This is a genomic window from Dactylococcopsis salina PCC 8305, from assembly GCF_000317615.1.
Taxonomy (GTDB): domain Bacteria; phylum Cyanobacteriota; class Cyanobacteriia; order Cyanobacteriales; family Rubidibacteraceae; genus Halothece; species Halothece salina.
In genome coordinates this window covers 2164171-2188034 of sequence record NC_019780.1, presented here as the reverse complement: position 1 = coordinate 2188034, position 23864 = coordinate 2164171, and the positions used below count along the sequence as shown (strand labels likewise).

Annotated in this window: 19 protein-coding genes, 1 tRNA gene and 1 pseudogene; 3 read left to right on the top strand and 18 right to left on the bottom strand. The window is 43.5% G+C overall.

Going from position 1 to position 23864, the window contains the following annotated elements; translation table 11 throughout:
* Nucleotides 1-227 precede the first annotated feature (227 nt).
* The 11 genes and pseudogenes from DACSA_RS10810 to DACSA_RS10765 all read right to left on the bottom strand — a co-directional run bounded on the left by DACSA_RS10810 (nucleotide 228) and on the right by DACSA_RS10765 (nucleotide 13478).
* Nucleotides 228-6698, bottom strand: a complete 6471-nt coding sequence (locus DACSA_RS10810; protein WP_015229790.1) for a pre-peptidase C-terminal domain-containing protein — start codon at nucleotides 6696-6698, stop codon at nucleotides 228-230.
* 17 nt (nucleotides 6699-6715) lie between these two features.
* Nucleotides 6716-6826, bottom strand: a pseudogene (locus DACSA_RS23050) (flagellar assembly protein H); the annotation flags it as partial.
* A 28-nt stretch (nucleotides 6827-6854) separates the two neighbouring features.
* Entirely contained in the window at nucleotides 6855-8891 is a 2037-nt protein-coding gene (locus DACSA_RS10805) for an Ig-like domain-containing protein (protein WP_232225067.1), read from the bottom strand.
* A gap of 583 nt (nucleotides 8892-9474) precedes the next feature.
* Nucleotides 9475-9834 carry a type II toxin-antitoxin system PemK/MazF family toxin gene (locus tag DACSA_RS10800; protein ID WP_015229788.1) on the bottom strand — a complete coding sequence of 120 codons (360 nt, stop codon included), beginning with the start codon at nucleotides 9832-9834 and terminating at the stop codon, nucleotides 9475-9477.
* Nucleotides 9835-10104 carry a hypothetical protein gene (locus DACSA_RS10795; protein WP_015229787.1) on the bottom strand — a complete coding sequence of 90 codons (270 nt, stop codon included), beginning with the start codon at nucleotides 10102-10104 and terminating at the stop codon, nucleotides 9835-9837.
* Between the two features lie 402 nt (nucleotides 10105-10506).
* Complete coding sequence (locus DACSA_RS10790; RefSeq protein ID WP_041235446.1) at nucleotides 10507-10731, bottom strand: hypothetical protein; 225 nt, start codon at nucleotides 10729-10731, stop codon at nucleotides 10507-10509.
* 11 nt (nucleotides 10732-10742) lie between these two features.
* The gene (locus tag DACSA_RS22130) at nucleotides 10743-10937 is read right to left on the bottom strand and encodes a hypothetical protein (RefSeq protein WP_232225066.1); all 195 of its coding nucleotides are present in this window, start codon (nucleotides 10935-10937) and stop codon (nucleotides 10743-10745) included.
* 496 nt (nucleotides 10938-11433) lie between these two features.
* Nucleotides 11434-11688, bottom strand: coding sequence for a hypothetical protein (locus DACSA_RS10780; protein ID WP_156800763.1), 255 nt, complete (start codon nucleotides 11686-11688; stop codon nucleotides 11434-11436).
* Between the two features lie 11 nt (nucleotides 11689-11699).
* Entirely contained in the window at nucleotides 11700-11870 is a 171-nt protein-coding gene (locus DACSA_RS22125; RefSeq protein ID WP_232225065.1) for a hypothetical protein, read from the bottom strand.
* A 635-nt stretch (nucleotides 11871-12505) separates the two neighbouring features.
* Nucleotides 12506-12811, bottom strand: a complete 306-nt coding sequence (locus DACSA_RS10770; protein ID WP_232225064.1) for an RpnC/YadD family protein — start codon at nucleotides 12809-12811, stop codon at nucleotides 12506-12508.
* 593 nt (nucleotides 12812-13404) lie between these two features.
* Nucleotides 13405-13478, bottom strand: a tRNA-Pro gene (locus DACSA_RS10765).
* Nucleotides 13479-13586: 108 nt separating this feature from the next.
* Here DACSA_RS10765 and lipA point away from each other — a divergent pair.
* A complete protein-coding gene (gene lipA, locus DACSA_RS10760) occupies nucleotides 13587-14486 on the top strand; it encodes a lipoyl synthase (RefSeq protein WP_015229785.1) in 900 nt (299 codons plus the stop codon).
* A gap of 516 nt (nucleotides 14487-15002) precedes the next feature.
* Here the strand turns inward: lipA and DACSA_RS10755 are convergent.
* From DACSA_RS10755 to leuC, 7 genes are all read right to left on the bottom strand, one after another.
* Nucleotides 15003-16163, bottom strand: a complete 1161-nt coding sequence (locus DACSA_RS10755) for an HhoA/HhoB/HtrA family serine endopeptidase (protein WP_015229784.1) — start codon at nucleotides 16161-16163, stop codon at nucleotides 15003-15005.
* A 94-nt stretch (nucleotides 16164-16257) separates the two neighbouring features.
* Complete coding sequence (locus tag DACSA_RS10750) at nucleotides 16258-16602, bottom strand: phage holin family protein (protein ID WP_015229783.1); 345 nt, start codon at nucleotides 16600-16602, stop codon at nucleotides 16258-16260.
* A gap of 54 nt (nucleotides 16603-16656) precedes the next feature.
* Nucleotides 16657-18654, bottom strand: a complete 1998-nt coding sequence (gene recJ / locus DACSA_RS10745) for a single-stranded-DNA-specific exonuclease RecJ (RefSeq protein ID WP_015229782.1) — start codon at nucleotides 18652-18654, stop codon at nucleotides 16657-16659.
* A 334-nt stretch (nucleotides 18655-18988) separates the two neighbouring features.
* On the bottom strand, nucleotides 18989-19648 hold the full coding sequence (gene msrA, locus DACSA_RS10740) for a peptide-methionine (S)-S-oxide reductase MsrA (RefSeq protein ID WP_015229781.1): 660 nt from the start codon (nucleotides 19646-19648) through the stop codon (nucleotides 18989-18991).
* Between the two features lie 165 nt (nucleotides 19649-19813).
* The gene (gene rpiA / locus DACSA_RS10735) at nucleotides 19814-20521 is read right to left on the bottom strand and encodes a ribose-5-phosphate isomerase RpiA (RefSeq protein WP_015229780.1); all 708 of its coding nucleotides are present in this window, start codon (nucleotides 20519-20521) and stop codon (nucleotides 19814-19816) included.
* A 70-nt stretch (nucleotides 20522-20591) separates the two neighbouring features.
* The gene (gene leuD, locus DACSA_RS10730; RefSeq protein WP_015229779.1) at nucleotides 20592-21212 is read right to left on the bottom strand and encodes a 3-isopropylmalate dehydratase small subunit; all 621 of its coding nucleotides are present in this window, start codon (nucleotides 21210-21212) and stop codon (nucleotides 20592-20594) included.
* A 9-nt stretch (nucleotides 21213-21221) separates the two neighbouring features.
* Complete coding sequence (gene leuC, locus DACSA_RS10725) at nucleotides 21222-22628, bottom strand: 3-isopropylmalate dehydratase large subunit (protein WP_015229778.1); 1407 nt, start codon at nucleotides 22626-22628, stop codon at nucleotides 21222-21224.
* A 119-nt stretch (nucleotides 22629-22747) separates the two neighbouring features.
* Here leuC and DACSA_RS10720 point away from each other — a divergent pair, with 119 nt between their 5' ends.
* Both DACSA_RS10720 and DACSA_RS10715 read left to right on the top strand, forming a co-directional pair.
* Complete coding sequence (locus DACSA_RS10720; protein WP_015229777.1) at nucleotides 22748-23368, top strand: nucleotide-binding protein; 621 nt, start codon at nucleotides 22748-22750, stop codon at nucleotides 23366-23368.
* Nucleotides 23369-23376: 8 nt separating this feature from the next.
* Complete coding sequence (locus tag DACSA_RS10715; RefSeq protein WP_015229776.1) at nucleotides 23377-23835, top strand: hypothetical protein; 459 nt, start codon at nucleotides 23377-23379, stop codon at nucleotides 23833-23835.
* Nucleotides 23836-23864: the final 29 nt, after the last annotated feature.

Sequence of the window (23864 nt, the reverse complement as noted above, 5' to 3'; positions counted from 1 at the left end):
TTATCATCGTAGCTCGATCGTCAATCAGTTACCAAAAGATTTGAACTCTCTACGGATTAAAATCCCGTGGATTCCGATCGAAATGCTTCGATCGTACCACCTATTAATTGCGAGGAAATTCAGTTATAGCAATCCCAAATCATTTGTAAAAAATTGATTAATGAAAGCCCCCAGTATTGGGGGTTTGGGGGCAAAACAATTTACGAATTACCTAGTATTGCTATAACTTAACCCACAACATCATCATTAATCGCAGAATTTAACTGATAGTTTACTCGATTCCCCACACGCACCGCATCTACGGGAGAAATCGCCCCATCTAAATCTAAATCAATGCGACTTAAATCTAAGCCTTCTGTTCCCACTTGCTGAGACTCAACCACCTCATCGGTAATCACCTCACCAATGTTCTCAAACACAAAATTAGCATCGACAGGAGTCACTTGTCTATCACTGATTAAATCATCTTCTTCTCCAGCTATCACGCCATCACCGTTATTATTAACCACATCCCAGGGGAAATAAGCGATATCATCCACATTTACCCCTTCTGTTCCATCCACACCGTTATTCGTAAACTCTTCTGTAGTTTCCCCAGAACTCTCACTATTAACTAGGCGCACCCCTAAATAGTCGATATTATTCGACTCAAAGAAGCCCTCATCTGGAACGGTTTCCCCAAACACTGAAGGATCATCTTCTAACGCTTCTGCTAACATTACCTCTACTGGTAGAGACACTGCTGCGGTTTCACTTCTGCTTTCTGTTAACTCCTCAAAAGCCAGAGTTTTCACCACCATTGGTTCTTCTTCTTCTAATTCCCCTAGATCATCGGCGGTATAGTAAAGAATTTCCACTTGGAAACCTGGAGACGTTCCATCCCCTTGATTTTCCACTGTCAAATTGACCTCAGTTTCTCCTCCCAATACATGATCAACAACTGCGTCAAATTCTGTAATCACTAAATCAGGATTCCCTTCTTCTGTTTCACCGAGGATATCGAGGCGTTTTTCGCTGTAAACTGTCCCCTCTGTCACCTCTACATCCACCCCAAACAGTGTATTTTTCGCGGTTTTCCCCTCTGGGGCGTTGGTACTCACATCTAATTGTCCAGGCGCTTTGGCGGTGACGGTTAATTCGGCAAAGGTTTGACTGCCGCTTCTGACGGGATTAAAGTTCTCTTTCGTTCCCCCCAATTCATCGATTAATCCTTCTCCTGAACCCTGTTCCACTGCTGTGGGTAATTCTAAGACGGGGGAGGCAAAATCTCCCACTAATTCGGCTTCGGTGACATCAATCAAAACCGTATCATAGAAGACATCGGCAAAGACGCTAAACACTCCTAATTGTTGACCGTCTGGACGTAAGTCTTCCGCAGAGAGAACAATCTTAAACTCCTCTCCCACAGCGACATCTTCTAAGGAGTTCCCTGCTAAGTCTTGAAAGTCAATGTTCACTTGCATGGCTTCGATTATCCCTTGTACTCCTGAGATTTCGCCCTGTTCGATTACATTATTGTTGGCGAGGTTCACTGGGAAGGCACTTTCCACTGTTTCGGAGTTGGTGACGGTGGCGATATCAATTTCTGGGAAGTTAGTTTGATTGCGTTGGTCGGTGATGAAGGTATCAAACAGAGTAATTGCTGACCCGATTTGTTGTCCCGCTTCACTGGCGAAGAGGGCGGTGTTTCCTCCTCCTATTGCTTGTAAATGAAGACTGAAAATGCGGTTTTCTGCTTCTGGTGGGTCTTGTGATATGGAAAAACCTCCCACTTCATCGACTAATCCTTCTGCGTTGCGGACGGTTCCTTTACGACCTCCTGGGTATTCTGGATAACGGATGATTCCGTCGGTAATTTGGTCGTTATCAATGTCGGTATCGGTGACGACTTGCGACTGATTCGGGTTAAATCGAAGGTCGGCATACCCAGAACGCACCGCTTGCGAGGGATTTTCGCTGTTCACGCGATCGAGAAAACGAACATCAACGATAAACTCTTCTCCGATTTGCAAGCCGTCATTGAGTTGGTCTTCTTTTCCAGGAACGGAACGCACATCCAACTCAACTTGAACACTTGCGCCTTCTGGCGGACGATTAACATTGACTTCTACTGTGCCTTGGTCAAAGCCACCACTTTCATTGGCGACGGTGTAGGTGAAAGTATCAACGCCTCCAAAGTCGGGGTTGGGAGTGTATCTTAACCGCGACTGGTTATCGAGTTCAACAGTTCCGCCTTTTTCGGTGGTTGCGGTGAAGTCAGTAATTTCGAGAAAGCCTTGGTCATCGTTGGCGCTGTCATTTCCCAAAACATTAAAGATAGCAGTGCGCTGGGAGGCAGCCCGAAAGCGATCGTTGTTGGCGGTGGGTCGGATTTCTTCGACGGGGGGTTGGGCGGCAAGGGGAGGGGGTGCGACGGCTAGGTTGAGGCGATAGTCTCCGATGCTATCGTCTGGGATACCGTCTTCATTGTTATCGAAGGCGCTGATTTGTAGGAAGTAGGTGTCGTCTTCGGGAATGGTTAAGTTGAGGCTGGGGTGAGGGAAGTCTCCCGCTTCATATTCGAGGGGAATTTCTTCATCCTTACTGTTGAAGAGACGGACGAAACTTTCGAGGTTGTCTCCGTTCACTCTTATATTGAGGATGCTTCCTTGTTCTAAGTCAATTTCGTAGAAGTCTCGATCGACCTCAACATTAGTATTGTCACCGATTACACCATTGGTGCTAAAGCGGTTATTGGTTAAGTTGACTTGGCTTGCTGTTTCAGGGGTTTCGTTGGTGGGATTTTCTTGGGGAGTGACTTCATTGAGGCGAAGTTCAATTTCATAATCTCCGATTCTGCCAGCGTTACCGCTACTGACTGTCTTGGGGTTATAGTTTTCATTCCCTAAGCCACTGACTCCCACATAATAGGTTCCGGCTACGGTGGGGATAAATTCTAATTGGGAGTCTAAACTGTCGCTGCTTTCATCATCATTAAAGTCGAGTTGTTCTCCTTCACTGTTGAAGACACGGAGGAGGGAGTCAAACTCACTGTTGAAGTTTTCGGTGTTAATCTCGGCGGTGAGACGGGTATTAGTATCTAGTTCTACTTGGAAGATATCTACATCTAATCCTGCTTCTTCTAAATTGGGATTATTGCCAATGGCGTTGGTTTGTTTGAGGCTACCGAGGCTGTCTGCGGTTAAACTGGTGGCGGTGGCGGTGTCTAGAGTGTCGTTTTCTTCTTCTTCTCCTGCTTCTAAAATTTCTGGTTGTTGGTCACTGATAATGAGTTGATAGCTGCCGGTACTGGCGAATGATTTACCGCTGCCTGCTGTGGTGACATCATAGTTTTCGTTACCAAAGCCACTGACTCCGATGTAGTAGTCTCCTGTTTCGGGAATGGTGAGTTCTAAGAGGGCGTTGTCACTGCTACCGATGTCGTCATTGAAGGCAATTTCTTCTCCCTCGGAGTTAAAGAAGCGTAAGATGGGGTCTAACTGTGAGGTGCGATTGAGGTTAATTCTGATGGCTTGGTCAGCTTCGAGGGTGAGGGTGTAAACGTCAACATCTAATCCTGGAACGGTGACAAATTCCGTTCTATCGCCAATATTCCCTTGAATTTCATCTCCCACTAACAAGGCGGTGGCGGTGTCGAGGGTGTCGTTGGGAGAGGCTTCGGGGGGACTATCTTCACGGGAAACATCTTGCGTAATGTTGATTGCATACGCGCCTGTTGCCCCTGGACTTTGTCCACTTTCGGGGTTGTAGGGGCTATACAGGTCGTTGGCTTGGTCGCTGACTCCGACATAATAGGAGCCGCTAAAGGGGGCGGTAAATTCGAGATAGGGGTCATTTCCTAATTGTTCACCTGGGGCTTTGGCGTTATCGTTGAAGCCGTTGGGAACGTTACCACCAGTGGCGTTGAAGATGCGTAGGATGGGATTGAGGGGACTGTTTTCTGTGGTGTCGATGTCGATGGTGGCGGTTTCCCCTTGAGTCAGTTGGATTTCGTAAAAGTCAACGTCGAGGTTGGGGTTATTAAGGGTGCTGTTGTCGCCGAGGAAGCCAGGTTGTTGAAATTGCCCGTTTTCTTGAATCAAGGCGCTGGTGGCGATCGCTTGGGAAATGGTATCGTTGGGGGTTTCGCTGGCGGTACTGGTGAGGGTGAGGGCGAGGTTATAACTGCCAGTGTCTCCTTTACTACCAGAGTTTTCTAAGTTGGGGTTGTATTGGTCGTTACCAAAGCCACTGACTCCAATATAGTAGGTTTGTGAGGTGTCAGCACTAAATTCTAATAGGGAGTCGTTTTCCCCTTGTTGGCTGTCGTCGTTGCGTTCTACTTCTTGTCCGAAGCTGTCGAAGAGTCTTAAAAAGGAGTCGAAGGAGGAGTTATCATCAGTGTTGATGTCGGCGGTGAGTTGGTCGCCTTTTTGCAGTTCGAGGCGATAAAGGTCGATATCTTGATCACCGAAATTGTTGTCGCCAATTTCGCCAGCGAGGTTGAGGTTGGGGGTGTCGGGGCTGAGTTGAGGGGTGCTGGCGGTTTCTAAGGTGTCGTTATTTTCTTCGAGGCTGATGGCTTCGCCACTGGGGTTAACGGTAACGGTAAAGGTTTCGGTGGTGGTGAGTCCACTGCTATCAACAGCGCTGACGGTGATTTCACTGCTTCCAGTGCGTGTGGAGGGGAATTGCAGGAATAGCCTTCCTGTATTGGAGTCTAAGGCGGTGCGAACCAGATTTTTATTGCTACTGTTTGCGGTTAATTTGAGTTCTTCGTCTGTATCTTGGTCATCTTGGAAGGTGTCGAACAGGTTAATCGGATCAAGGTTTTCTCCTTGAGTCAGGGTGATTTCATTTAGAGGTGCGTTAATGCTTGGTTTCCCATTTTGTCGGTTAATGGTCAGGGTGAATGTTTCTCTAACTCTTAACCCTTGACTATCTGTCGCTTCGATCGTAATCTCACTACTACCTGCAGCCGTCGCAGGAATCAAGTTGAGTTCACCGCTTTCCGTGTCGAGGGCTGTTTCTACTAACTCAGAATTGGTGTTTTCAACGACTGTATAGGTAAGATTAGCATCATCATCTTCGGTGTCTTCAAAGGTGTCAAAAAGATTGATGGGGTCGGGGAGTTCTCCTTGAGTGAGAGTTATGTTATCAAGGAAATTTTCTACAATTGGAGGATTTCCAAGCACTGCTTCTATTTCTAGAGAATTAACTAACTCATTCCTTTGGTTATCAAATCCCTCTTGAACTTGGGCTAAAGTGAGATTAAGCGTTGATCGATCGAAACGTCCCAAGGCTTCAAAATTAACAGTGACTAAATCTAACGGTAAATCTTCAGCAGTGGTATTAGATTCATTGAGGGGCCAATTTAATTCAGCATTAGGATTAGAAAAGATTTGTGGATCAGAATACAAAAAAGTCAAAATTCGATCGGTGCTACTGTCGCCATCAAAATCTTGTGTATCTTCTTGATCTTGAGTTTCTTCTAATCCTTGTCCTCCAAAATCGAAAACAGTTGTTAGTTCCTGAAACGCTACTTGTTCTGAATTATAATGAAGTCTAAAATTTAATCCTCTTGCGGTAATCTCTGGATTCAAGTTTTCAATATCGTAGGCTAAATTAACCTCAAAATCTTGATTAGCTTGAACCGTTGGCGTTGTTAATTCAGGAATCACTAATTGTCGTGGTTGATTAGAATTATCAGGAATAATAGTGGTTGTAGAAAGGATTTCATTCCTTTGATTATCAAATCCCTCTTGAACTTGGGCTAAAGTGAGATTAAGCGTTGATCGATCGAAACGTCCCAAGGCTTCAAAATTAACAGTAACTAAATCTAACGGTAAATCTTCAGCAGTGGTATTAGATTCATTGAGGGGCCAATTTAATTCAGCATTAGGATTAGAAAAGATTTGTGGATCAGAATACAAAAAAGTCAAAATTCGATCAGTGCTGCTGTCACCATCAAAATCTTGCGTATCTTCTTGATCTTGAGTTTCTTCTAATCCTTGTCCTCCAAAATCGAAAACAGTTGTTAGTTCCTGAAACGCTACTTGTTCTGAATTATAATGAAGTCTAAAATTTAATCCTCTTGCGGTAATCTCTGGATTCAGGTTTTCAATCTCGTAGGCTAGATTAACCTCAAAATCTTGATTAGCTTGAACCGTTGGCGTTGTTAATTCAGGAATCACTAATTGTCGTGGTTGGTTAGAATTATCAGGAACAACAGTGGTTGTAGAAAGGATTTCATTCCTTTGATTATCAAATCCCTCTTGAACTTGGGAGAGGGTAAAATTAACAACTGTTTCTGTTTCCAGATTACTACTATCGAAATTTACCGCAAAAAGAGAAACAGGTAAACTGTCGATATTGTTGTCTGCTAGGGGCCAATCTAAAGTGGCGCTAGGATTACTAAAAACATCGGGATCAGCATAAAGAAAGCTAATTACTTGATCCGTTTGCGGATTATTATCTAAATCATTTCTATCATCTTGAGGGGCTAATTGTGTAAAATCTTGTGGTTGTGCGCCAAAAGTAAACACATCGCTAAAGTCTTCAAATTGTAACTGACTTGAATCATAATGAAGTTTGAAACCTAAACCTCTCGCTGGAGAATTGAGTGGGTCTTCTGTGCTATATTCAACAACAATTGTCGCTAAGTCTTGACCACTGATAACAGATAATAATTCTTCGGTTGTAATAATTTGTTGTGCCATTATATTTGTTCCTTATCTTGTCTTAAGAAATCTCGCCAGTTTAACTGATTCAGTTGTATCACTCGGTAGTTAAATTCTAAGATGTTAAAATCAGACAACTGGACTTGATGTTGATTGGGTTCTTCTCTTTAAGGTCTGCTTTCGGAGTTGATTTCCTTACACCGCATCTAGGAAGGGCTGTAAAAATTCTTGTATTTCCGCAACGCTGCGATCAGCATCACTAGCGAGTTCATAAGTTTCGGGATTCAGCCCGCCTAAAAATCGGAAAATGGTCAGACCATCGGTAAAGGGATCAGCCACGCCATTGTTATCAACATCCAAGAAGGTTTCACCGCCAAAGAGAAACTCTTGTACTGCCGTCACGCTGCGATCGGCATCACTGGCGAGTTCGTAAGTTTCGGGATTCAGCCCGCCTAAAAATCGGAAAATGGTCAGACCATCGGTAAAGGGATCAGCCACGCCATTGTTGTCAACATCAAGGTTAAAACTGGGAACGGGAACGCCTGTGATATCAATGGCAACATTAGCGGTGTCAGTGCCATCATTGCCATCGGAGACGGTATAACTAAAGCGATCGGTGGTGGTTTCTCCTTCGGCGAGGTTGTCAAAGGCGTTATTAGGGTCATATTCAAAGCTACCATCAGCGTTAAGGGTTAACAGCGCCCCAGAAGCCAGTGTTAATTCGCTGCCGACATTACTTTCTTCGCCATTAACGGCGCTGACAGTGAGGGAATCTCCCTCAGCATCGCTGTCATTGCTGAGAACGTTTTGATTTAAAGCGGTATTCGACCCAGTGCTTGCGGTATCATCTTCAGCAACGGGGGCTTGATTGCCACTACCGCCATTGTTACCCGTCTCTACTGCCCCTAAGTCAACGGCATCGCCAATAACACGGTTTAAGCCTCGCTGGTCAAAGGGAAGGGGTTCTTCAACATCGCCATCCCCGTCTATGTCTTGAGTGTCGGCAGGAAGAACGCTATTATCGCCCAAGTCAATGGCTAAACTGCCTTCTAGGGGAATGTGGGTGAGAGTACCGCCACCATTATCTTGTAAAGGAGAAAGGTTAGGGTCGAGATTGATAGCACCGCGAACACTACCATCTTCGACAATATTTGTACCATAAGTATTTACGCCCGAATAATAAGAGTTGTAGACATCTCCTCCACCGGTGCTATTAGCAATAATACTATTGGTTAGGTTTACAGTTCCTGTGTCTCCTGTGTTGTAAATTCCCACTCCATAAGAAGCGGAATTGCCAGAGATGGTGCTGTTGGTTAAGTTTACAGTTGAACTTCTGTTATGAATTCCCCCTCCATAACCAGAAGCGGAATTGCCAGAGATGGTTGTATTAGTTAAGTTTAGAGTTTCACGGTTCCAGATACCAGCGCCGTTGTCTTCTGTATTACCGCCGGTAATTGTTAAGCCATCCATGCTAACTTGAATGGCATTTTCGGAGTTTCCATCATCAATTAAAAAAACGCGACTATTCCCTTGAGCATCAATGGTCATTCCTCCTGTCTCTGAGGCTTCAATGATTAAGGAATCAGTAATACTTAGTGCCTCATTGAGAAGAATGGTTTCACCTGCTAGGCTACCATCAAAGGTAATGGTATCTGTTCCTGGTATGGCATTGGCTCGAACAATTGCTCCTCTTAAACTACCATCAACAGGTATGTCTTCTGCGGTCGTAACTTCAAATTCTGCTTGTTCTACCGTAACCAGTTCGCCGTCGAGGTTCAATGTAGCGCGATCATCTTCTTCTCGCAACTCATCCCTTAGCCCTTCTCCTTGCAGTAGAGAGGCAAAGATCGCGCCTTCATCTCCAAGGCTATCGGTTAAATTTAATGCCGCATCAATAGCGTGTCCAGTTTCCTCTAACAACACCGCCGTTGCTGCTTCCAGAGAAGATTCTAACAACCCTTGAGACAGATAAATGGTGTTAGTTGTCGCTGCATAAGCCCCTAACGCCCCCTGTAACGTCTCACTGGGCAAAACTGCCACTTCAATCCCATTAAAAAACCCTCCACTGAGGAGAGTTTCTTGTAACGTTTCCATCGTGGTTGTGTCATCCTCAGCACCAAAACTAACCGCTAACACCGAGTTAAACTCGTCACTTTGAGCAAACTCAATCAACCGTTGGTTAGTGTAAAAAAGCAAATCTTCCAGTAAACTGTCTATTTCTTGAGATTTCACCACTCTCTCCTCCTCTATCTTTAGAATTTAGTCTAGCACCAAACAATTGACCCAGCAGGAGGAAAGGAATAAGCGTCAAATCGACCTATTTATTCAGATCGCACTTAACTAATACCATTTCTAAGAAGTTAGCTTACAGTTTATCCCCCCAACCCCCCTTTGAAAGGGGGGCTTTAGTGGATGCCTACGGCACGGCTTTCAGCCTACGGTGTGTAGTGCCAGTTGATCGAAATGGTATAACTTCGGTTGAGCATTTATTCTTACCAGCCCACTTAGGCACTAATTTGATTTTAATTTTCCTTCTTGCAAATAAAAACAAACATCACCTTACTTTGTAAAGCTAGGTTTGTGTTATGTTAGTTATTTCTATCACAAATCAAGCGCTTCGATCGCGTTCAAATCCTGATGATTTCGTTAGAGAAAACCCTGAAAAGCGAAATGACTTGGACTTTCCCTTAACAAAATGATAGATTTTTTATCAATATTGCAGAAATGATATAGCAGTTCTATATCATTTGTAAAAATTTGATTATGGAAGCCCCCCAGAGTTGGGGGGTTGGGGGGCGAATAATTTACCGATTCTTCAGAATAATCCGACCGCAATTTTGATTGCAGTTTGTATTTTGCTTAGAGAATCTTGGCTAATGATTCCATAGGGACTTGGTTCCAGATAACGTTTAGCAATTGTTGTAATCAGGTCGCACATGGCGATTGAATCAGCTTCTAATCCTCCTTCTCCTTTTCTTACCAGTGGACGACAGGGGTTGCTACTAGCAGAAGCAATATCGGAAGAAAACGGAACAACCAACACAGTAGAACTGTACTGATTGCGGAGATCAATAGAAACCACCACCACAGGGCGCTTTTTGGTATCTCCAGACTGGCGTAGCGCTTTACTTAAATAGACTTCGCCTTGACGGGGGAATTGGGGAAAGGAGGTCATTTATAAGCGAGAGGGATCGCTATCTTCCCAACACATCATTGCTGCTTCCTGTGTTTGATCCGCCCAGAGATATTCTTCTTCAATATCGCTTTGAGAACGGTTTTGGTAAAACGATCGCAGTTGGTTTTCAATCTGTTGTTTTCGCCAGAGATGCAATGCTTCCTCTACCGCAGCCGAACGATTGTTACTGAAGCGATCCACCTCTTGGAGTAAGGAAGTATCTATGGTAATGGTGATACGTTGTTTTGGAGAAGAGGGAGAAGAAAACATGGTGTTAATTATTACTGTTAGTAATAGCAATCATCATACTTACATTCTTATTTTAGATGAGTTGAAGTTAGAATGCAATTAACTATTTTTTTGTTAATCGAATCCTGTTCTCTACGTTTTTGAGATAAGTCACGAATTTTTGCCTGAATCTGTTCTCGTTCTGCTTGCTTTGTTGCTATAGCGCTACAAAATCAGGTTAGGACATTCCAAAATGTTGAAACTCACCTATAACTTACTTTTGCCTTTTGCCTTTTGCCTCTTGCCTAGCGCGTAGCGCTATACATAAGTTTCCCTTTCAGCTAATGTCATTCCCTGCATCACTTCTGGTAAATCTTCCTCTGAATCGAAGCGTTGGTTAATCCTTTTATGTTCTCTGCTTAAACTTTCTGCAATTTATCCACTTCAGGAATCCGCTGCGCGAGGCAAAAAGGGCGGTCGCTTCGCGACATCGAGGTTTGGGGAGGGTGTGCGATCAAGGTTTTCGGGAGGGGGCGCGATCGGGTTTGAGGGAGAGTGCGCGATCGGGTTTGGGGAGGGTGCGCGATCGGAGTTTAAGGTAGGGTGCGCGATCGAGTTGGGAAGGAATTTTAATTCGGGGCGCGATCGTGCTACAAAACTACTTATCATTGTTGGTCAGCTTAGTAATCTCTTCTGGGGAAAGCAAGCGTGAGTTCAGCAATCTGCTCAATTTCCATTCCCTTACTCAGAAGTTTTTGGGCAAATCGCTTTTTCGCACGTTCTTCACCACGTTCTTCACCACGTTCTTCACCACGTTTTTCCGCGTCTCGATCGCGTTGTTCACGTTCTTGTTGATAAAGAGGTTCTAGTCTCATAATTAATTCCCTATCCTCTGGTTCAATGTCCTGCTTTGATTTTAAACCCTTTTGCAGGGTATAGAGCAGTTCCAGCGCCCTTTGACGAAAGGGATTTTTTTCACTCAAGGCTTCCAATTCATCAATTGCTTCTTTTTGAACTCTGTCTCTTCCTAAAACTCTTAACCAAAGCGTTTCTGGGAGACGAGGAAGCAGTAAGCAGTGACCAGTTACCAGTTACCAGTTACCATTCTTGACTCCGATGGAAACAAGAACTACTCATCAATTACTGATTACTCTCGGGGAAAACTTAAATGGTGGAAAAACGCTTTCATCCTTTTCCATCAAAGCATGGGACAAGTCTTCTCATCCATGAGAGGCAACACGCTCTTCCCTAGTTAATCGCTAATCACAGTTTACTGGTAACTGGTCACTGGTAACTGATCACTGTTCAAGCCAAAGGGTTCGAGGAGAGATTCAAAATAATCCTTAGCGAATTTGTCATGGATTAAACGAGTCATAAAATCAGGAGCGATGAACCAACTAAACGATTATAAATGATTGGGGTAAGAAATTCTAGTTCGGAGTGCGATGCTTGTAGAGCGGTCGCTTCGCTCCAGCATCGGGGTTTGAGAGAGGGGGCGCGATCGGGGTTTGAGGAGGGGGGCGCGATCGAGGTTTGAGGAGGGGGCGCGATCAAGGTTTGAGGAAGGGGGCGCGATGCTCGAAGAGCAGTCGCTTCGCGACATCGCGCTACAAAACTACTCATCATTGTTGGTCAGCTTAGTAATCTCTTCTAGGGAAAGCAAGCGTGAGTTCAGCAATTTGCTCAATTTCCATTCCCTTACTCAGAAGTTTTTGGGCAAATCGCTTTTGCGCACGTTCTTCACCACGTTCTTCCGCGTCTCGAACGAGTGTTTCTTTTTCTTGTTGATAAAGCGGTTCTAATCTCATAATTAATTCCCTATCCTCTGATTCAATTTCCTGCTTTGATTTTAAACTCTTTTGCAGGGTATAGAGCAGTTCCAGCGCCCTTTGACGAAAGGGATTGTTTTCACTCAATGCTTCCAATTCATCAATTGCTTCCTTTTGAACTCTGTCTCTTCCTAAAACTCTTAACCAAAGCGTTTCTTCTGTACGAGGGAGCAGTAAGCAGTGACCAGTTACCAGTTACCAGTTACCATTCTTGACTCCGATGGAAACAAGAACTACTCATCAATTACTGATTACTCTCGGGGAAAACTTAAATGGTGGAAAAACGCTTTCATCCTTTTCCATCAAAGCATGGGACAAGTCTTCTCATCCATGAGAGGCAACACGCTCTTCCCTAGTTAATCGCTAATCACAGTTTACTGGTAACTGGTCACTGGTAACTGATCACTGTTCAAGCCAAAGGGTTCGAGGAGAGATTCAAAATAATCCTTAGCGAATTTGTCATGGATTAAACGAGTCATGAAATCAGGAGCGATGAACCAACTAAACGATTATAAATGATTGAGTGCTTCCTGAAAAAGTGTGTGATCGCTGTTGGGGGAGGGGGCGCGATCGGGGTTTGAGAGAGGGGGCGCGATCGCGCTACAACACTACTCCTAATTTTTGGTCAGCTTAGTAATCTCTTCAAGAGAAAGACCAGTTACTCTGGCAATCTGTTCAATTTCCATCCCTGTATCCAGCAGATTCTTCGCAATTTCTCGTTGTGCAAGTTCTTCGCCAATTTCCATGCCCCGCTTTTGGGATTCTCGAACGAGTTTTTCTTTTTCTTGTTGATAAAGCGGTTCTAATCTCATAATTAATTCCCTATCCTCTGGTTCAATGTCCTGCTTTGATTGTAAACCCTTTTGCAGGGTATAGAGCAGTTCCAGCGCCCTTTGACGAAAGGGATTGTTTTCACTCAATGCTTCCAATTCATCAATTGCTTCTTGTTGAACTCTGTCTCTTCCTAAAACTCTTAACCAAAGCGTTTCTTCTGTACGAGGAAGCAGTAAGCAGTGACCAGTTACCAGTTACCAGTTACCATTCTTGACTCCGATGGAAACAAGAACTACTCATCAATTACTGATTACTCTCGGGGAAAACTTAAATGGTGGAAAAACGCTTTCATCCTTTTCCATCAAAGCATGGGACAAGTCTTCTCATCCATGAGAGGCAACACGCTCTTCCCTAGTTAATCGCTAATCACAGTTTACTGGTAACTGGTCACTGGTAACTGATCACTGTTCAAGCCAAAGGGTTCGAGGAGAGATTCAAAATAATCCTTAGCAAATTTGTCATGGATTAAACGGGTCATCAAATCAGAAGGAATGAAGCAACTAGATGATTATAAATGATTGAGTGCTTCCTGAAAAAGTGCGCGATGCTCTAAGAGCGGTGGCTTTGCCACATCGGGGGTTGGTCGGTTGTTTCGATCACAAATTAAGCATTTCGATCGCGTTCAAATCCTGATTATCTCGTTAGATCAAACCCTGAAAAGTTTATGAAATCATAAAAATCGGGATGGCGGGATTCGAACCCACGACCTCTTCGTCCCGAACGAAGCGCGCTACCAACCTGCGCTACATCCCGATAACTGTTCCACATTCTATCACAACCGGGCAGAAATTGATTATCTTGTCGGTGGTTTTCAGAGCAAGTTAGGATTAATGGATGTACCCTTTTAGGAGACGGTTAAGCGTGACAGTAAAACCCGATTGGTTAAGAGTAAAAGCCCCTCAATTTGAGCGTGTGGGAAAGGTAAAGGACACTCTGCGCGATTTAGAATTAAATACGGTTTGTGAAGAAGCATCTTGTCCGAATATCGGAGAATGTTTCCAGAAGGGAACTGCTACCTTTTTAATTATGGGTCCGGCTTGTACTCGCGCTTGTCCCTACTGTGATATCGATTTTGAGAAGAAACCGCAACCCCTTGATCCGACTGAACCGTTACGATTAGCAGAAGCAGTACGGCGCATGGGATTAAATCATGTGGTGATTACTTCGGTTAACCGTGATGATTTATCGGATGACGGATCATCCCAGTTTGTGCGCTGTATTGAGGAAACTCGTAAGTTATCACCAAAAACGACGATCGAGCTTTTAATTCCTGATTTATGCGGTCATTGGGATGCTCTGGCGACGATCCTAGAAGCTGAACCCGATGTTCTCAATCATAACATTGAAACGATCCCTCGTTTATATCGGCGGGTTCGTCCCCAAGGAGATTACGCTCGATCGCTAGAATTATTACAAAAAACTCGTGAACTCGCACCCTGGATTTATACTAAGTCGGGTTTAATGGTCGGTTGGGATGAAACGGAAGCAGAGGTGAAAGCGGTTATGGATGATTTACGGAAGGTTGATTGCGATATTGTTACGATCGGACAGTATTTGCAACCGACTCAAAAACATCTTGGTGTCAAACAGTTTGTCACTCCAGAAACTTTTGCGGAATGGCGCAAATATGGGGAATCGATCGGGTTTTTACAGGTGGTTTCTTCTCCTCTCACTCGCAGTTCTTACCATGCGGAACAAGTCCAAACCTTGATGAAACAACATCCTCGATCAAAATCCTATCATCAATCATCGGTTCGGTGAAACGGAATCTAACTCAACATTAATCCCATAACCGTCGGTTGGGTGGAATGAAATGTAATATCAAGTTCAGGTAATTGTTTATGGTTGGTGTTGGGTTTTGCTTCGCTTCACTAGGGCCTACTTTTGATCTACTTGGCAAGGGGGGCTACAATGTAAGATGAAATCCACCTTATAGTTGCGACAAATAATCCCCCCAACCCCCCTTTGAAAGGGGGGCTACAATGTAAGATGAAATCCACCTTATAGTTGCGACAAATAATCCCCCCAACCCTCCTTTGAAAGGGGGGCTACAATGTAAGATGAAATCCACCTTATAGTTGCGACAAATAATCCCCCCAACCCTCCTTGGAAAGGGGGGCTACAATGTAAGATGAAATCCACCTTATGGTTGCGACAAATAATCCCCCCAACCCCCCTTGGAAAGGGGGGGCTACAATGTAAGATGAAATCCACCTTATGGTTGCGACAAATAATCCCCCCAACCCCCCTTTGAAAGGGGGGCTATGTGATATCGGTTTAAGCGTCTAATTCCGCAGGGAAGACGGAGAAGGTTTCCACTTGTTCCCCTCGTCGCACTTGAAACTCTAGTTTTTCTCCAACGTTGCTGTTTTCAACTAAACGCTGTAATTGTTCGGCGCTGGTGACACGAGTTCCTGCGATTCTTGTAATCACATCACCCCGTCGGATGCCCGATCGAGCGGCGGGGGTATCGGGCTGGACTTGCATCACTAAAACTCCCTCGGTTTCAGGAATCATTAGTCCCGCATTCGGATCACGATTAATTTCTTGGGCTAGTTCGGGGGTTAACGTGATCATACGAATCCCAATATAGGGATGAGACACTCGTTTTCCTTGTGCTAATCGCGGATAAATTTCCTTTGCTTTATTCACGGGAATCGCAAACCCAATTCCGTTGGCATCAGCACGGATTGCGGTATTGATTCCGATCACTTCTCCTCGATCGCTGAGGAGGGGACCGCCAGAGTTACCAGGATTAATCGCCGCATCAGTTTGTAAGAAGTCTAGGCGCTTGTCTGGAATCCCAACTTTTGCACTCGGACGGCTGAGAGTGCTAATAATTCCCAGTGTAACTGTATTATCTAATCCTAACGGGTTTCCCACCGCGATCGCCCAATCTCCTACGCGCACTTTGTCAGAATCACCGAGAGTTGCTGTGGGTAAGTTACTACCATTAATTTTAATCACTGCTAAATCCGTAACAGGATCAGCACCTAAAACCTTGCCATCAAAGGTTCGTCCGTCTTTTAAGTTAATACTCACTTGATCGGCTTGATTGACGACATGGGCATTGGTGAGAACAATACCGTTACTATCCACAATAAACCCTGAACCCTGACCGCGTAAACGTCTTTCTCTGGGAACATTAAAGTCATCTCCAAAGAAGCGACGGAAAAAGGGATCATCGGCGAAAGGATTGGTTTGAGTAACGGTTCTTTCGGTATCAATCCGAACCACTGTATCCCCCACTTTTTCTACCGCGAGACTAACAAAGCGATTGGTTATAGTTTGAGGATTCGGCGTTTCAGCAACGGCGTTACTTCTAGCAATGGTTTCCGCTTGAGAAGGAAGCACTTTATATCCTCCTAGCCCAATTAAAACACCAAAAACTAAAACGATCAAATAAGTTAAGAATTTACGCATTTTTTTCGATAACATTAGTTCCTCCTTTTGTGATTCACTTATGGTTAATCGCATTTTTCTGAGTAGGGGAGAACATTTGTTATCCCCTATATTAGGTTTTGAGTTGAGTTTAATCGCCTTGGAAAAATTGATTTAATAATCCTGCAATAAACGATAAAACTAATGATCCAAATAAAGCTGGGAGAAACCCATCCACTTCAAAACCAGGGGTTAAATAGCCAACAATCCCAAAGGTAATGGCATTTAAAACTAATAAAAATAATCCCAATGTGAGAATCGTTAAGGGAAGAGTAAAGATAAATAAAATCGGTTTGACGATCGCGTTAACAAATCCTAAAACCGCTGTTCCAATAATGGATGCGGAAATACTATCCACCACTAAACCAGGAACAATCTTTGCTGTAATCAGTAGGGCGATCGCGGTTGCGATCCAAGTAATTAGAAACTGTGGCATAACGCTTTCTCCGTTAACTACCGTGCAGTTTAATTTTACCTGTTCTTGTTGCAATTACCCATCTGACAAAGGAGAGGTTGTTTCCTCTAACGCAGAAACCGCCGCTTTGACAATTTGATAATAGGGAGGTTGTGTCACATCAATTGTTTTTAATTCTTGAGAGTTGGTTTTCAGTTGTCCGTTGCGGTTTCCTTTGCTGACAACTAAGAGATTTCCGCGATCGTTTTCAATTCTCAATTCGTTTAAATCTTCCCACAAACAACAATGATAATTTCGTCCTTGATAATCATAAGTGGTTTGTTTTTCTGCTGTTGCTTGCGGTAAACGGAAACCGACTAATTCTAATTCTAAAGTAATTTGACCTTGCCAATGATTTTCTCGCAGTTTGTAAGCAACATCGATCGTTGGAGGGAGAGGAAAATAGTTTCCCCAACGCCAAGCGATCGCACTTTTACTAATCACTTTTTCCCCAGTTGTTTGGCTTAAGGTGAGTTTCAAGTGATCTTTTCCTACCACACGCTGTTGAACCACCGAAACATTTTGACTCAAAAAAATCGGTTCTTCATTTCCAATTCCCCAGGGTTGAAGACTATCAATTTGCTGGTAAAAGTCATTGGTTAAATCTTCAAACGTTGCGATCGCGTCGATATTTACTAACGGTTTAAGATGTTTTGGTTCTAGATATTGATGGGCAAATTCACTTAATCGTTCTCGAAACGCTTCTAAATTATTCGCTTCTAAACCAAACCCACCAGCGGCTTTATGACCACCAAATTTTCCTAATAAATCTTGACAGTATTCTAACGCATCAAATATATTAAACTCAGGGATTCCTCGCGCTGAACCTCTAATTTTGCTGGTGTCTCCCTCTTCATAAGTACCAATAAAAACGGGAACACCCAATTGTTCCACTAAGCGAGAGGCAACAATTCCAATAACGCCATGATGCCAATTCGGTTGTACAATGACTAAGACTCGATCGCGCAACCAGTCGATTTTTCCTGCTTCTAAATAAGCAATTGCTTCTTGTTGAATTGTCTCACAAAGTTCCTGACGCTTTTTATTAAACTGTTCGCATTGCATCGCTTTTTCTAAAGCAATTCCATCATCATCTGTTGTTAATAATTCGATCACGATTTGCGGATCACTAATGCGCCCGATCGCATTAATTCTCGGTCCTAAACGAAAACCAATATCATCGGGTTTAACAGTTTTTTGAACATCATTCACCCCACTGACTTGCATTAATGCTTGAACCCCAGGAATTTTTGATTTTGGAAGTTGACGTAACCCGCGTTTTAACCAGCGCCGATTGACTCCTACTAAAGGGGCTAAATCGGCAATTGTTCCTAATGTAAATAACTCTAAAAGTTGAGAGGTAAATCCTTGTAATTTTTCTAATTTTTGTGCTGTTCTCACTGCTAAAACATAGGCAACTCCCACACCAGCTAAACCGCGATAAGGAGAGATTTCTGAGAGTAATTTCGGGTTAAGAATTGCATCTGCTGGCGGTAACGTTTCTGGGAGATCATGGTGATCTGTAATAATCACTTCTATTCCTAACTCCACCGCGCGAAAAATCGGATCATAAGCGGCAATCCCATTGTCAACGGTCAAAATTAACCCCACCCCATGACTAGCACATTCTTCTACAATGCGAGTATTAATCCCATACCCTTCCTTCATGCGACTGGGGATTAAATAATCGACATATGCCCCTAAATGACGTAAGGTTCGTAACAAAAGCGCAGTGCTAGTCATACCATCGGCATCGTAATCGCCACAAATGATAATTGATTCTTCCGCCTCGATCGCATTGATAATTAGATCAACACTTTTCTCTAAATCGGGAAACTCTTGTTGCGGTAACGGTAAGGTTTCTGTTTCGGGATTCACATAAACTTGGGCAATATCAGGAGTCACAAACCCACGATTAATCAAAACTTGCGCCAAAAGTGGCGATAACCCCGTCGCTTCCACTAATGGGTTTGTTTGTTCAGAATTAAATTCGCTAATCGTCCAGCGCTGGGAAGGGATCATGGGCTGTTTCATTTTTTCGGTTCATTTCGCTTCATTACTGTAGGTTGGGTGAAGCAAAGCGTAACCCAACGGACATTGCTGCTGTCGGGTTTCGTTATACCATTTCTCAAAAGTAAAGTTACAGTTGATCCCCCCTAGCCCCCCTTATTAAGGGGGGTTGGGGGGATCGTTATGTAGCACCAGTTTATAGAAATGGTATTACCTCCACCCAACCTACGGTTTGAGTGTTGGGTTTCGTTACCTCCACCCAACCTACGGTTTGAGTGTTGGGTTTCGTTACCTACACCCAACCTACGGTTTGAGTGTTGGGTTTCGTTACCTACACCCAACCTACGTTTCTGCGTTTCTAACTAACTGTTTCTGTCATCGCGGGAAATGCGACACGAGTTCCCCCTAAACCACAATAACCATTGGGATTTTTGGCTAGATATTGCTGATGATAATCCTCCGCGTAGTAAAATTCGGGTGCATCAACAATTTCTGTGGTGATATTACCATAGCCCTTCTGCATCAAAGCCTTTTGATATTCAGTTTTAGAGGATTCTGCTAACTTTCGCTGCTGGTCATTGTAAACATAAATTCCAGAACGATACTGTGTTCCTACATCATTTCCTTGACGCATTCCTTGAGTGGGATCATGGCTTTCCCAGAAGGTTTTTAAAAGAGTTAGATAACTAATTTTACTCGGATCATACACGACGCGAACCACCTCGTTATGTCCAGTCATGCCAGTACACACTTCTTGATAAGTGGGGTTGGGGGTGATTCCTCCCGCATAACCGACGGCGGTACTATAAACCCCTGAAAGTTGCCAAAAGGCTTTTTCTGCGCCCCAAAAACAACCCATACCAAATAAAGCCAGTTCCATTCCTTCGGGGAAGGGAGGCTGAATCGGATTGTTATTGACATAATGTTGATTGTTGATTGGCATTGCTTGATCACGTCCAGGTAACGCTTCTTCGCGATTGGGAAGACTGAGTTTTTTACCGAAACCGAATAAACCCATAAGATTAGCTTTACTTAATATTCGTTTGCATTTCCATTTTGACGTATCATCGTTTTCCTTACCTCTTCAGATTTAAGGATATAGCAATCAACTGCCCCCTAGCCCCCAATTCTGGGGGAACTATAAAGGAGTCTCACAACTGATTCGGAGACTGCTATATTGGGTTTAAAATTCTCGAACGCTTGCTTGATCTGCTTTGACTTCTCCCACTAAAACGACATCAGCAACCCCGACAAACAAACCATTTTCTAAAACTCCTGGAATGTTATTAATCTCTTTTTCTAAAGATTCAGGATTAGGAATTTCATCAAATTTAACGTCAATCACTAAATTTCCTTGATCTGTTACTACAGGGCCCGCTTTTTTCACGCCCATCCGTAATTCGGGTTTCCCTCCCAACTGCGTGAGTTTTCGCATGACAGGAGTCATTGCCATGGGAATTACTTCTACGGGTAACAGGAAGGTAGAACCCAACTTATCGACTAATTTTCCGCTATCAACGACAACGATAAACTGATCCGCGAGGGAATCAACGACTTTTTCTCTGGTATGGGCTGCGCCACCGCCTTTGATCAGGTTTTTATTGGGATCAACTTCATCAGCACCGTCGATCGCAACGTCAATATGATCTACTGCATCTAAGGTGGTTAAAGGAATCCCATATTGTTTCGATAAGACTTCTGCTTGAAACGAGGTGGGAATCCCTTGAATGTTTTTGAGTTCCCCTCTTTGTAATCGTTCACCGATAAATTGAATCGCAAAAGCAGTGGTTGACCCAGTTCCTAAACCAACGATCGAGTTCGATTTTACCCGATCGGCGGCAGCTTTTCCCACTTCCTGCTTCATAATTTTGGAGAGATCAGTATCTGCCATAATTTTTTCCTCTTTAAATGATTTGTTTTAACCTTGAGGATCGTACCATTAAATCTCTCGGTTTTTCTCGTTAAGCAGAGTGAGTCCATAACCATGGCAAAGACTGTTTTTGTAAGCGTTCAAACGCAGCAATTTGATCCGCTTTTTGTAACGTCAAACTGATATCATCTAATCCATTCAGTAAACAATGCTTACGAAACCCATCCACTGTAAACGGAATCATCTCTTCATTACTTCGTTTAATCACCTGTTCGGTTAAATCAACCGTAAGAGTTGCGGTTTCAGGATTGTTTGCATCTTCTAGCAGTGTCTCCACTTCGGTTGAGGCTAAAGTAATGGGAAGAATGCCGTTTTTAAAGCAATTATTAAAGAAAATATCGGCAAAACTGGGGGCGATGACACAACGAATCCCAAAATCTAATAGCGCCCAGGGGGCGTGTTCCCGTGATGATCCGCAGCCAAAGTTATCCCCAGCAATTAAAATTTTTGCGTCTCGATACGGCGACTGATTGAGAACAAAGTCTGGAATTTCCTCCCCATTTTCCTGAAAGCGTAACTCATCAAACAAAACCCTTCCCAACCCCGTGCGTTTAATGGTTTTGAGATGCTGTTTCGGGATAATCATATCCGTGTCAACATTCATCATCGGTAGTGGGGCAGCAATTCCAGTTAAAGTTGTAAACTTGTCCATTTTCTCTGCTTAATTTAATTCTCTAACATCGGTTAATCTTCCAGTTACCGCCGCTGCTGCAGCCATCGCCGGACTAACTAAATGGGTGCGTCCACCGCGTCCCTGTCTTCCTTCAAAGTTCCGATTAGAAGTGGAGGCGCAACGTTCCCCTGGTTGCAATTGATCAGCATTCATCGCCAAACACATGGAACAACCGGGTTCGCGCCAATCAAACCCAGCTTGAGTAAAGATAACATCTAATCCTTCATTTTCTGCTTGATGTTTTACTAATCCTGAACCCGGAACAATCATTGCATAAACGTTTTCTGCAACTTTACGTCCTTCTACCACTTTCGCCACTTCTCGCAAGTCTTCAATGCGTCCATTGGTACAAGACCCGATGAAAACTGTATCAACGGGAATTTCGCTTAACTTCGTCCCCGGTGTCAGCCCCATATATTCGAGAGAGCGTTTCACTGCTTGCTGACGATTAGAGTCACTAAAATCACTCGGATCAGGAACAGATGCGGTAATCGGTAGTACATCTTGAGGACTGGTTCCCCAGGTAACTTGGGGAATGATTTCACTGGCTTGTAAGACGACTTCTTTATCGTAGGTTGCCCCTTGGTCGGAGGGTAAAGATTGCCAGTAAGCAACGGCTTTTTCCCAATGTTCTCCTTTTGGGGCGAAAGGACGACCTTTGATGTAATTGAAAGTGGTTTCGTCGGGTGCGATTAATCCTGCTCTTGCCCCCGCTTCGATCGACATATTACAAACAGTCATCCGTCCTTCCATGGTCAAACTCTGAATCGCCTCTCCAGCGTATTCAATGACATGACCTGTCGCCCCTGCTGTGCCGATTTTACCAATAATTCCGAGAATAATATCTTTGGCGGTGACACCGACGGGAAGTGTTCCTTCCACTGTGATTTTCATGTTTTTGGGCTTTCTCGCTTGTAGGGTTTGGGTGGCGAGAACGTGCTCAACTTCTGATGTACCAATCCCAAACGCCAATGCGCCAAATGCGCCATGAGTTGAGGTGTGACTATCTCCACAAACAATGGTCATCCCAGGTTGGGTTAATCCCTGTTCGGGACCGATAATGTGAACAATGCCTTGGCGTTCGTCACTCATGCGAAATAGGGGAATGCCCATTGCTTCGGCGTTACGTTCGAGGGTTTCCACTTGGAGACGACTTTGCGGTTCTTTGATGCCTTCCGATCGATCTGATGTGGGAACATTATGATCCGCGACCGCGATCGCTGCTTGAGGTTGACGAGGGGTTCTATTAGCTAAACGGAGTCCTTCAAATGCTTGCGGGCTAGTGACTTCGTGAATTAAATGTCGATCGATGTAGAGAAGACAAGTTCCGTCGTCTTGTTCATCAACAAGATGCTGTTTCCAAATTTTATCGAAGAGAGTTTGCGGTTTGCTCATTGTCTGATGGGTGCAGATTATTTTTTAACAGACTGGTAAGGTCTATTTTGCCAAATTAAAGGGGACTGCGACAGGAATTGGTAAAATTACCTTACGTTATATTATAGAATTTGAGTGCAGTGATCAAGATAGTCGTTAATGCAACTAAGGGTGGAGTTGGTAAAACAACCGTCGCCACAAATATTGCCTTGCTTCTTGCACAACAAGATTATCGGGTTTGGGCTTTAGACCTTGCCGGTAGAAGTAGAATGGCAAATTTCTTAGAATCAAGTTATTTTAATAATGGCTTTAATAAAATAGATATCAGAGAAACAACACCTTTACCGAATTCGTTTCCAGGGGCGAAAAATTATGATTTCTTAGTTGCTGATACAGATGATTATTATGAAGTTCCTGCTACAGTTGTAACGCAAAAAGGTTGGCGTTTGATTATTCCTGTTGTCCCTCAATATGATCCAGTTGGCTTGGAAGATATTGTTAAGGAAACTGCCTCACTTCTCAATTTTGGTTTAATTACTGACTTTATTCCGAAGGCGCGAATCATTGTAAACAATCGCTTTCCAGCAGATGATTATCTTCAACTTCATAATCACGTTTATCAACTCCTTGAACAAAGGTCTATTGATGAATTTTTATCACCTCATTGGTTACCCTGTGTCAATCTACCTCCGCTAGATTTTAGCTCGAATCAAGACTTTTCACAGAGTCTGCTCTCTGTTCTTAATGAACTTAATTTGTAGAGGGTATTATGTCAAAATTAGAAGAGACACTTAACAGCCGACTTTCCCGTAATCTCAAGACTGTATCGATTAAGTTCGATAAATCTAAGTTAGATCAAACCCTATTGGATCAATTAGCTCTCTACTTAGGGACAAAATCCCCTAAAAAGTTAATCGAGATGTCTTTTTCTATAGTATCTGGTAATATTCTAGATATTCACAAAAGTTTGCTTGATCAAATACAATATAAACCTGCTAAAAAGTTATTAGATAGTATCTCTCAACCTCCCCAAGAAAATACTCAAACCATCCAAAATGTTTCTGTGCCAAGGTGGATGGTTTTAATTGTTGGTTCACAAATGATTCCTAAAAATGGAAAAGTGAATTGGACAGTAGAGGATGGAATCAATTCAGTTTTTTGCTTATGTATTCAGTTACTAGAAAAATTATTAGATAGTGATGGGGAAACTACAAAGAGAGCTAGTTAGGGTTTGCTGAAAAAGTTCATGTTTTCGGT

Coding starts and splice junctions, on each gene's coding strand:
- recJ (WP_015229782.1), bottom strand. CDS start 18,654: ATGAAACAGCCCATGATCCCTTCCCAGCGCTGGACGATTAGCGAATTT.
- DACSA_RS10795 (WP_015229787.1), bottom strand. CDS start 10,104: ATGTTTTCTTCTCCCTCTTCTCCAAAACAACGTATCACCATTACCATA.
- DACSA_RS10755 (WP_015229784.1), bottom strand. CDS start 16,163: ATGTTATCGAAAAAAATGCGTAAATTCTTAACTTATTTGATCGTTTTA.
- DACSA_RS22130 (WP_232225066.1), bottom strand. CDS start 10,937: ATGAGACTAGAACCTCTTTATCAACAAGAACGTGAACAACGCGATCGA.
- DACSA_RS10750 (WP_015229783.1), bottom strand. CDS start 16,602: ATGCCACAGTTTCTAATTACTTGGATCGCAACCGCGATCGCCCTACTG.
- leuD (WP_015229779.1), bottom strand. CDS start 21,212: ATGGACAAGTTTACAACTTTAACTGGAATTGCTGCCCCACTACCGATG.
- msrA (WP_015229781.1), bottom strand. CDS start 19,648: ATGGGTTTATTCGGTTTCGGTAAAAAACTCAGTCTTCCCAATCGCGAA.
- DACSA_RS10780 (WP_156800763.1), bottom strand. CDS start 11,688: ATGATGAGTAGTTTTGTAGCGCGATGTCGCGAAGCGACTGCTCTTCGA.
- DACSA_RS10715 (WP_015229776.1), top strand. CDS start 23,377: ATGTCAAAATTAGAAGAGACACTTAACAGCCGACTTTCCCGTAATCTC.
- rpiA (WP_015229780.1), bottom strand. CDS start 20,521: ATGGCAGATACTGATCTCTCCAAAATTATGAAGCAGGAAGTGGGAAAA.
- DACSA_RS10810 (WP_015229790.1), bottom strand. CDS start 6,698: ATGGCACAACAAATTATTACAACCGAAGAATTATTATCTGTTATCAGT.
- DACSA_RS22125 (WP_232225065.1), bottom strand. CDS start 11,870: ATGAGATTAGAACCGCTTTATCAACAAGAAAAAGAAACACTCGTTCGA.
- leuC (WP_015229778.1), bottom strand. CDS start 22,628: ATGAGCAAACCGCAAACTCTCTTCGATAAAATTTGGAAACAGCATCTT.
- DACSA_RS10800 (WP_015229788.1), bottom strand. CDS start 9,834: ATGACCTCCTTTCCCCAATTCCCCCGTCAAGGCGAAGTCTATTTAAGT.
- DACSA_RS10790 (WP_041235446.1), bottom strand. CDS start 10,731: ATGATAAGTAGTTTTGTAGCACGATCGCGCCCCGAATTAAAATTCCTT.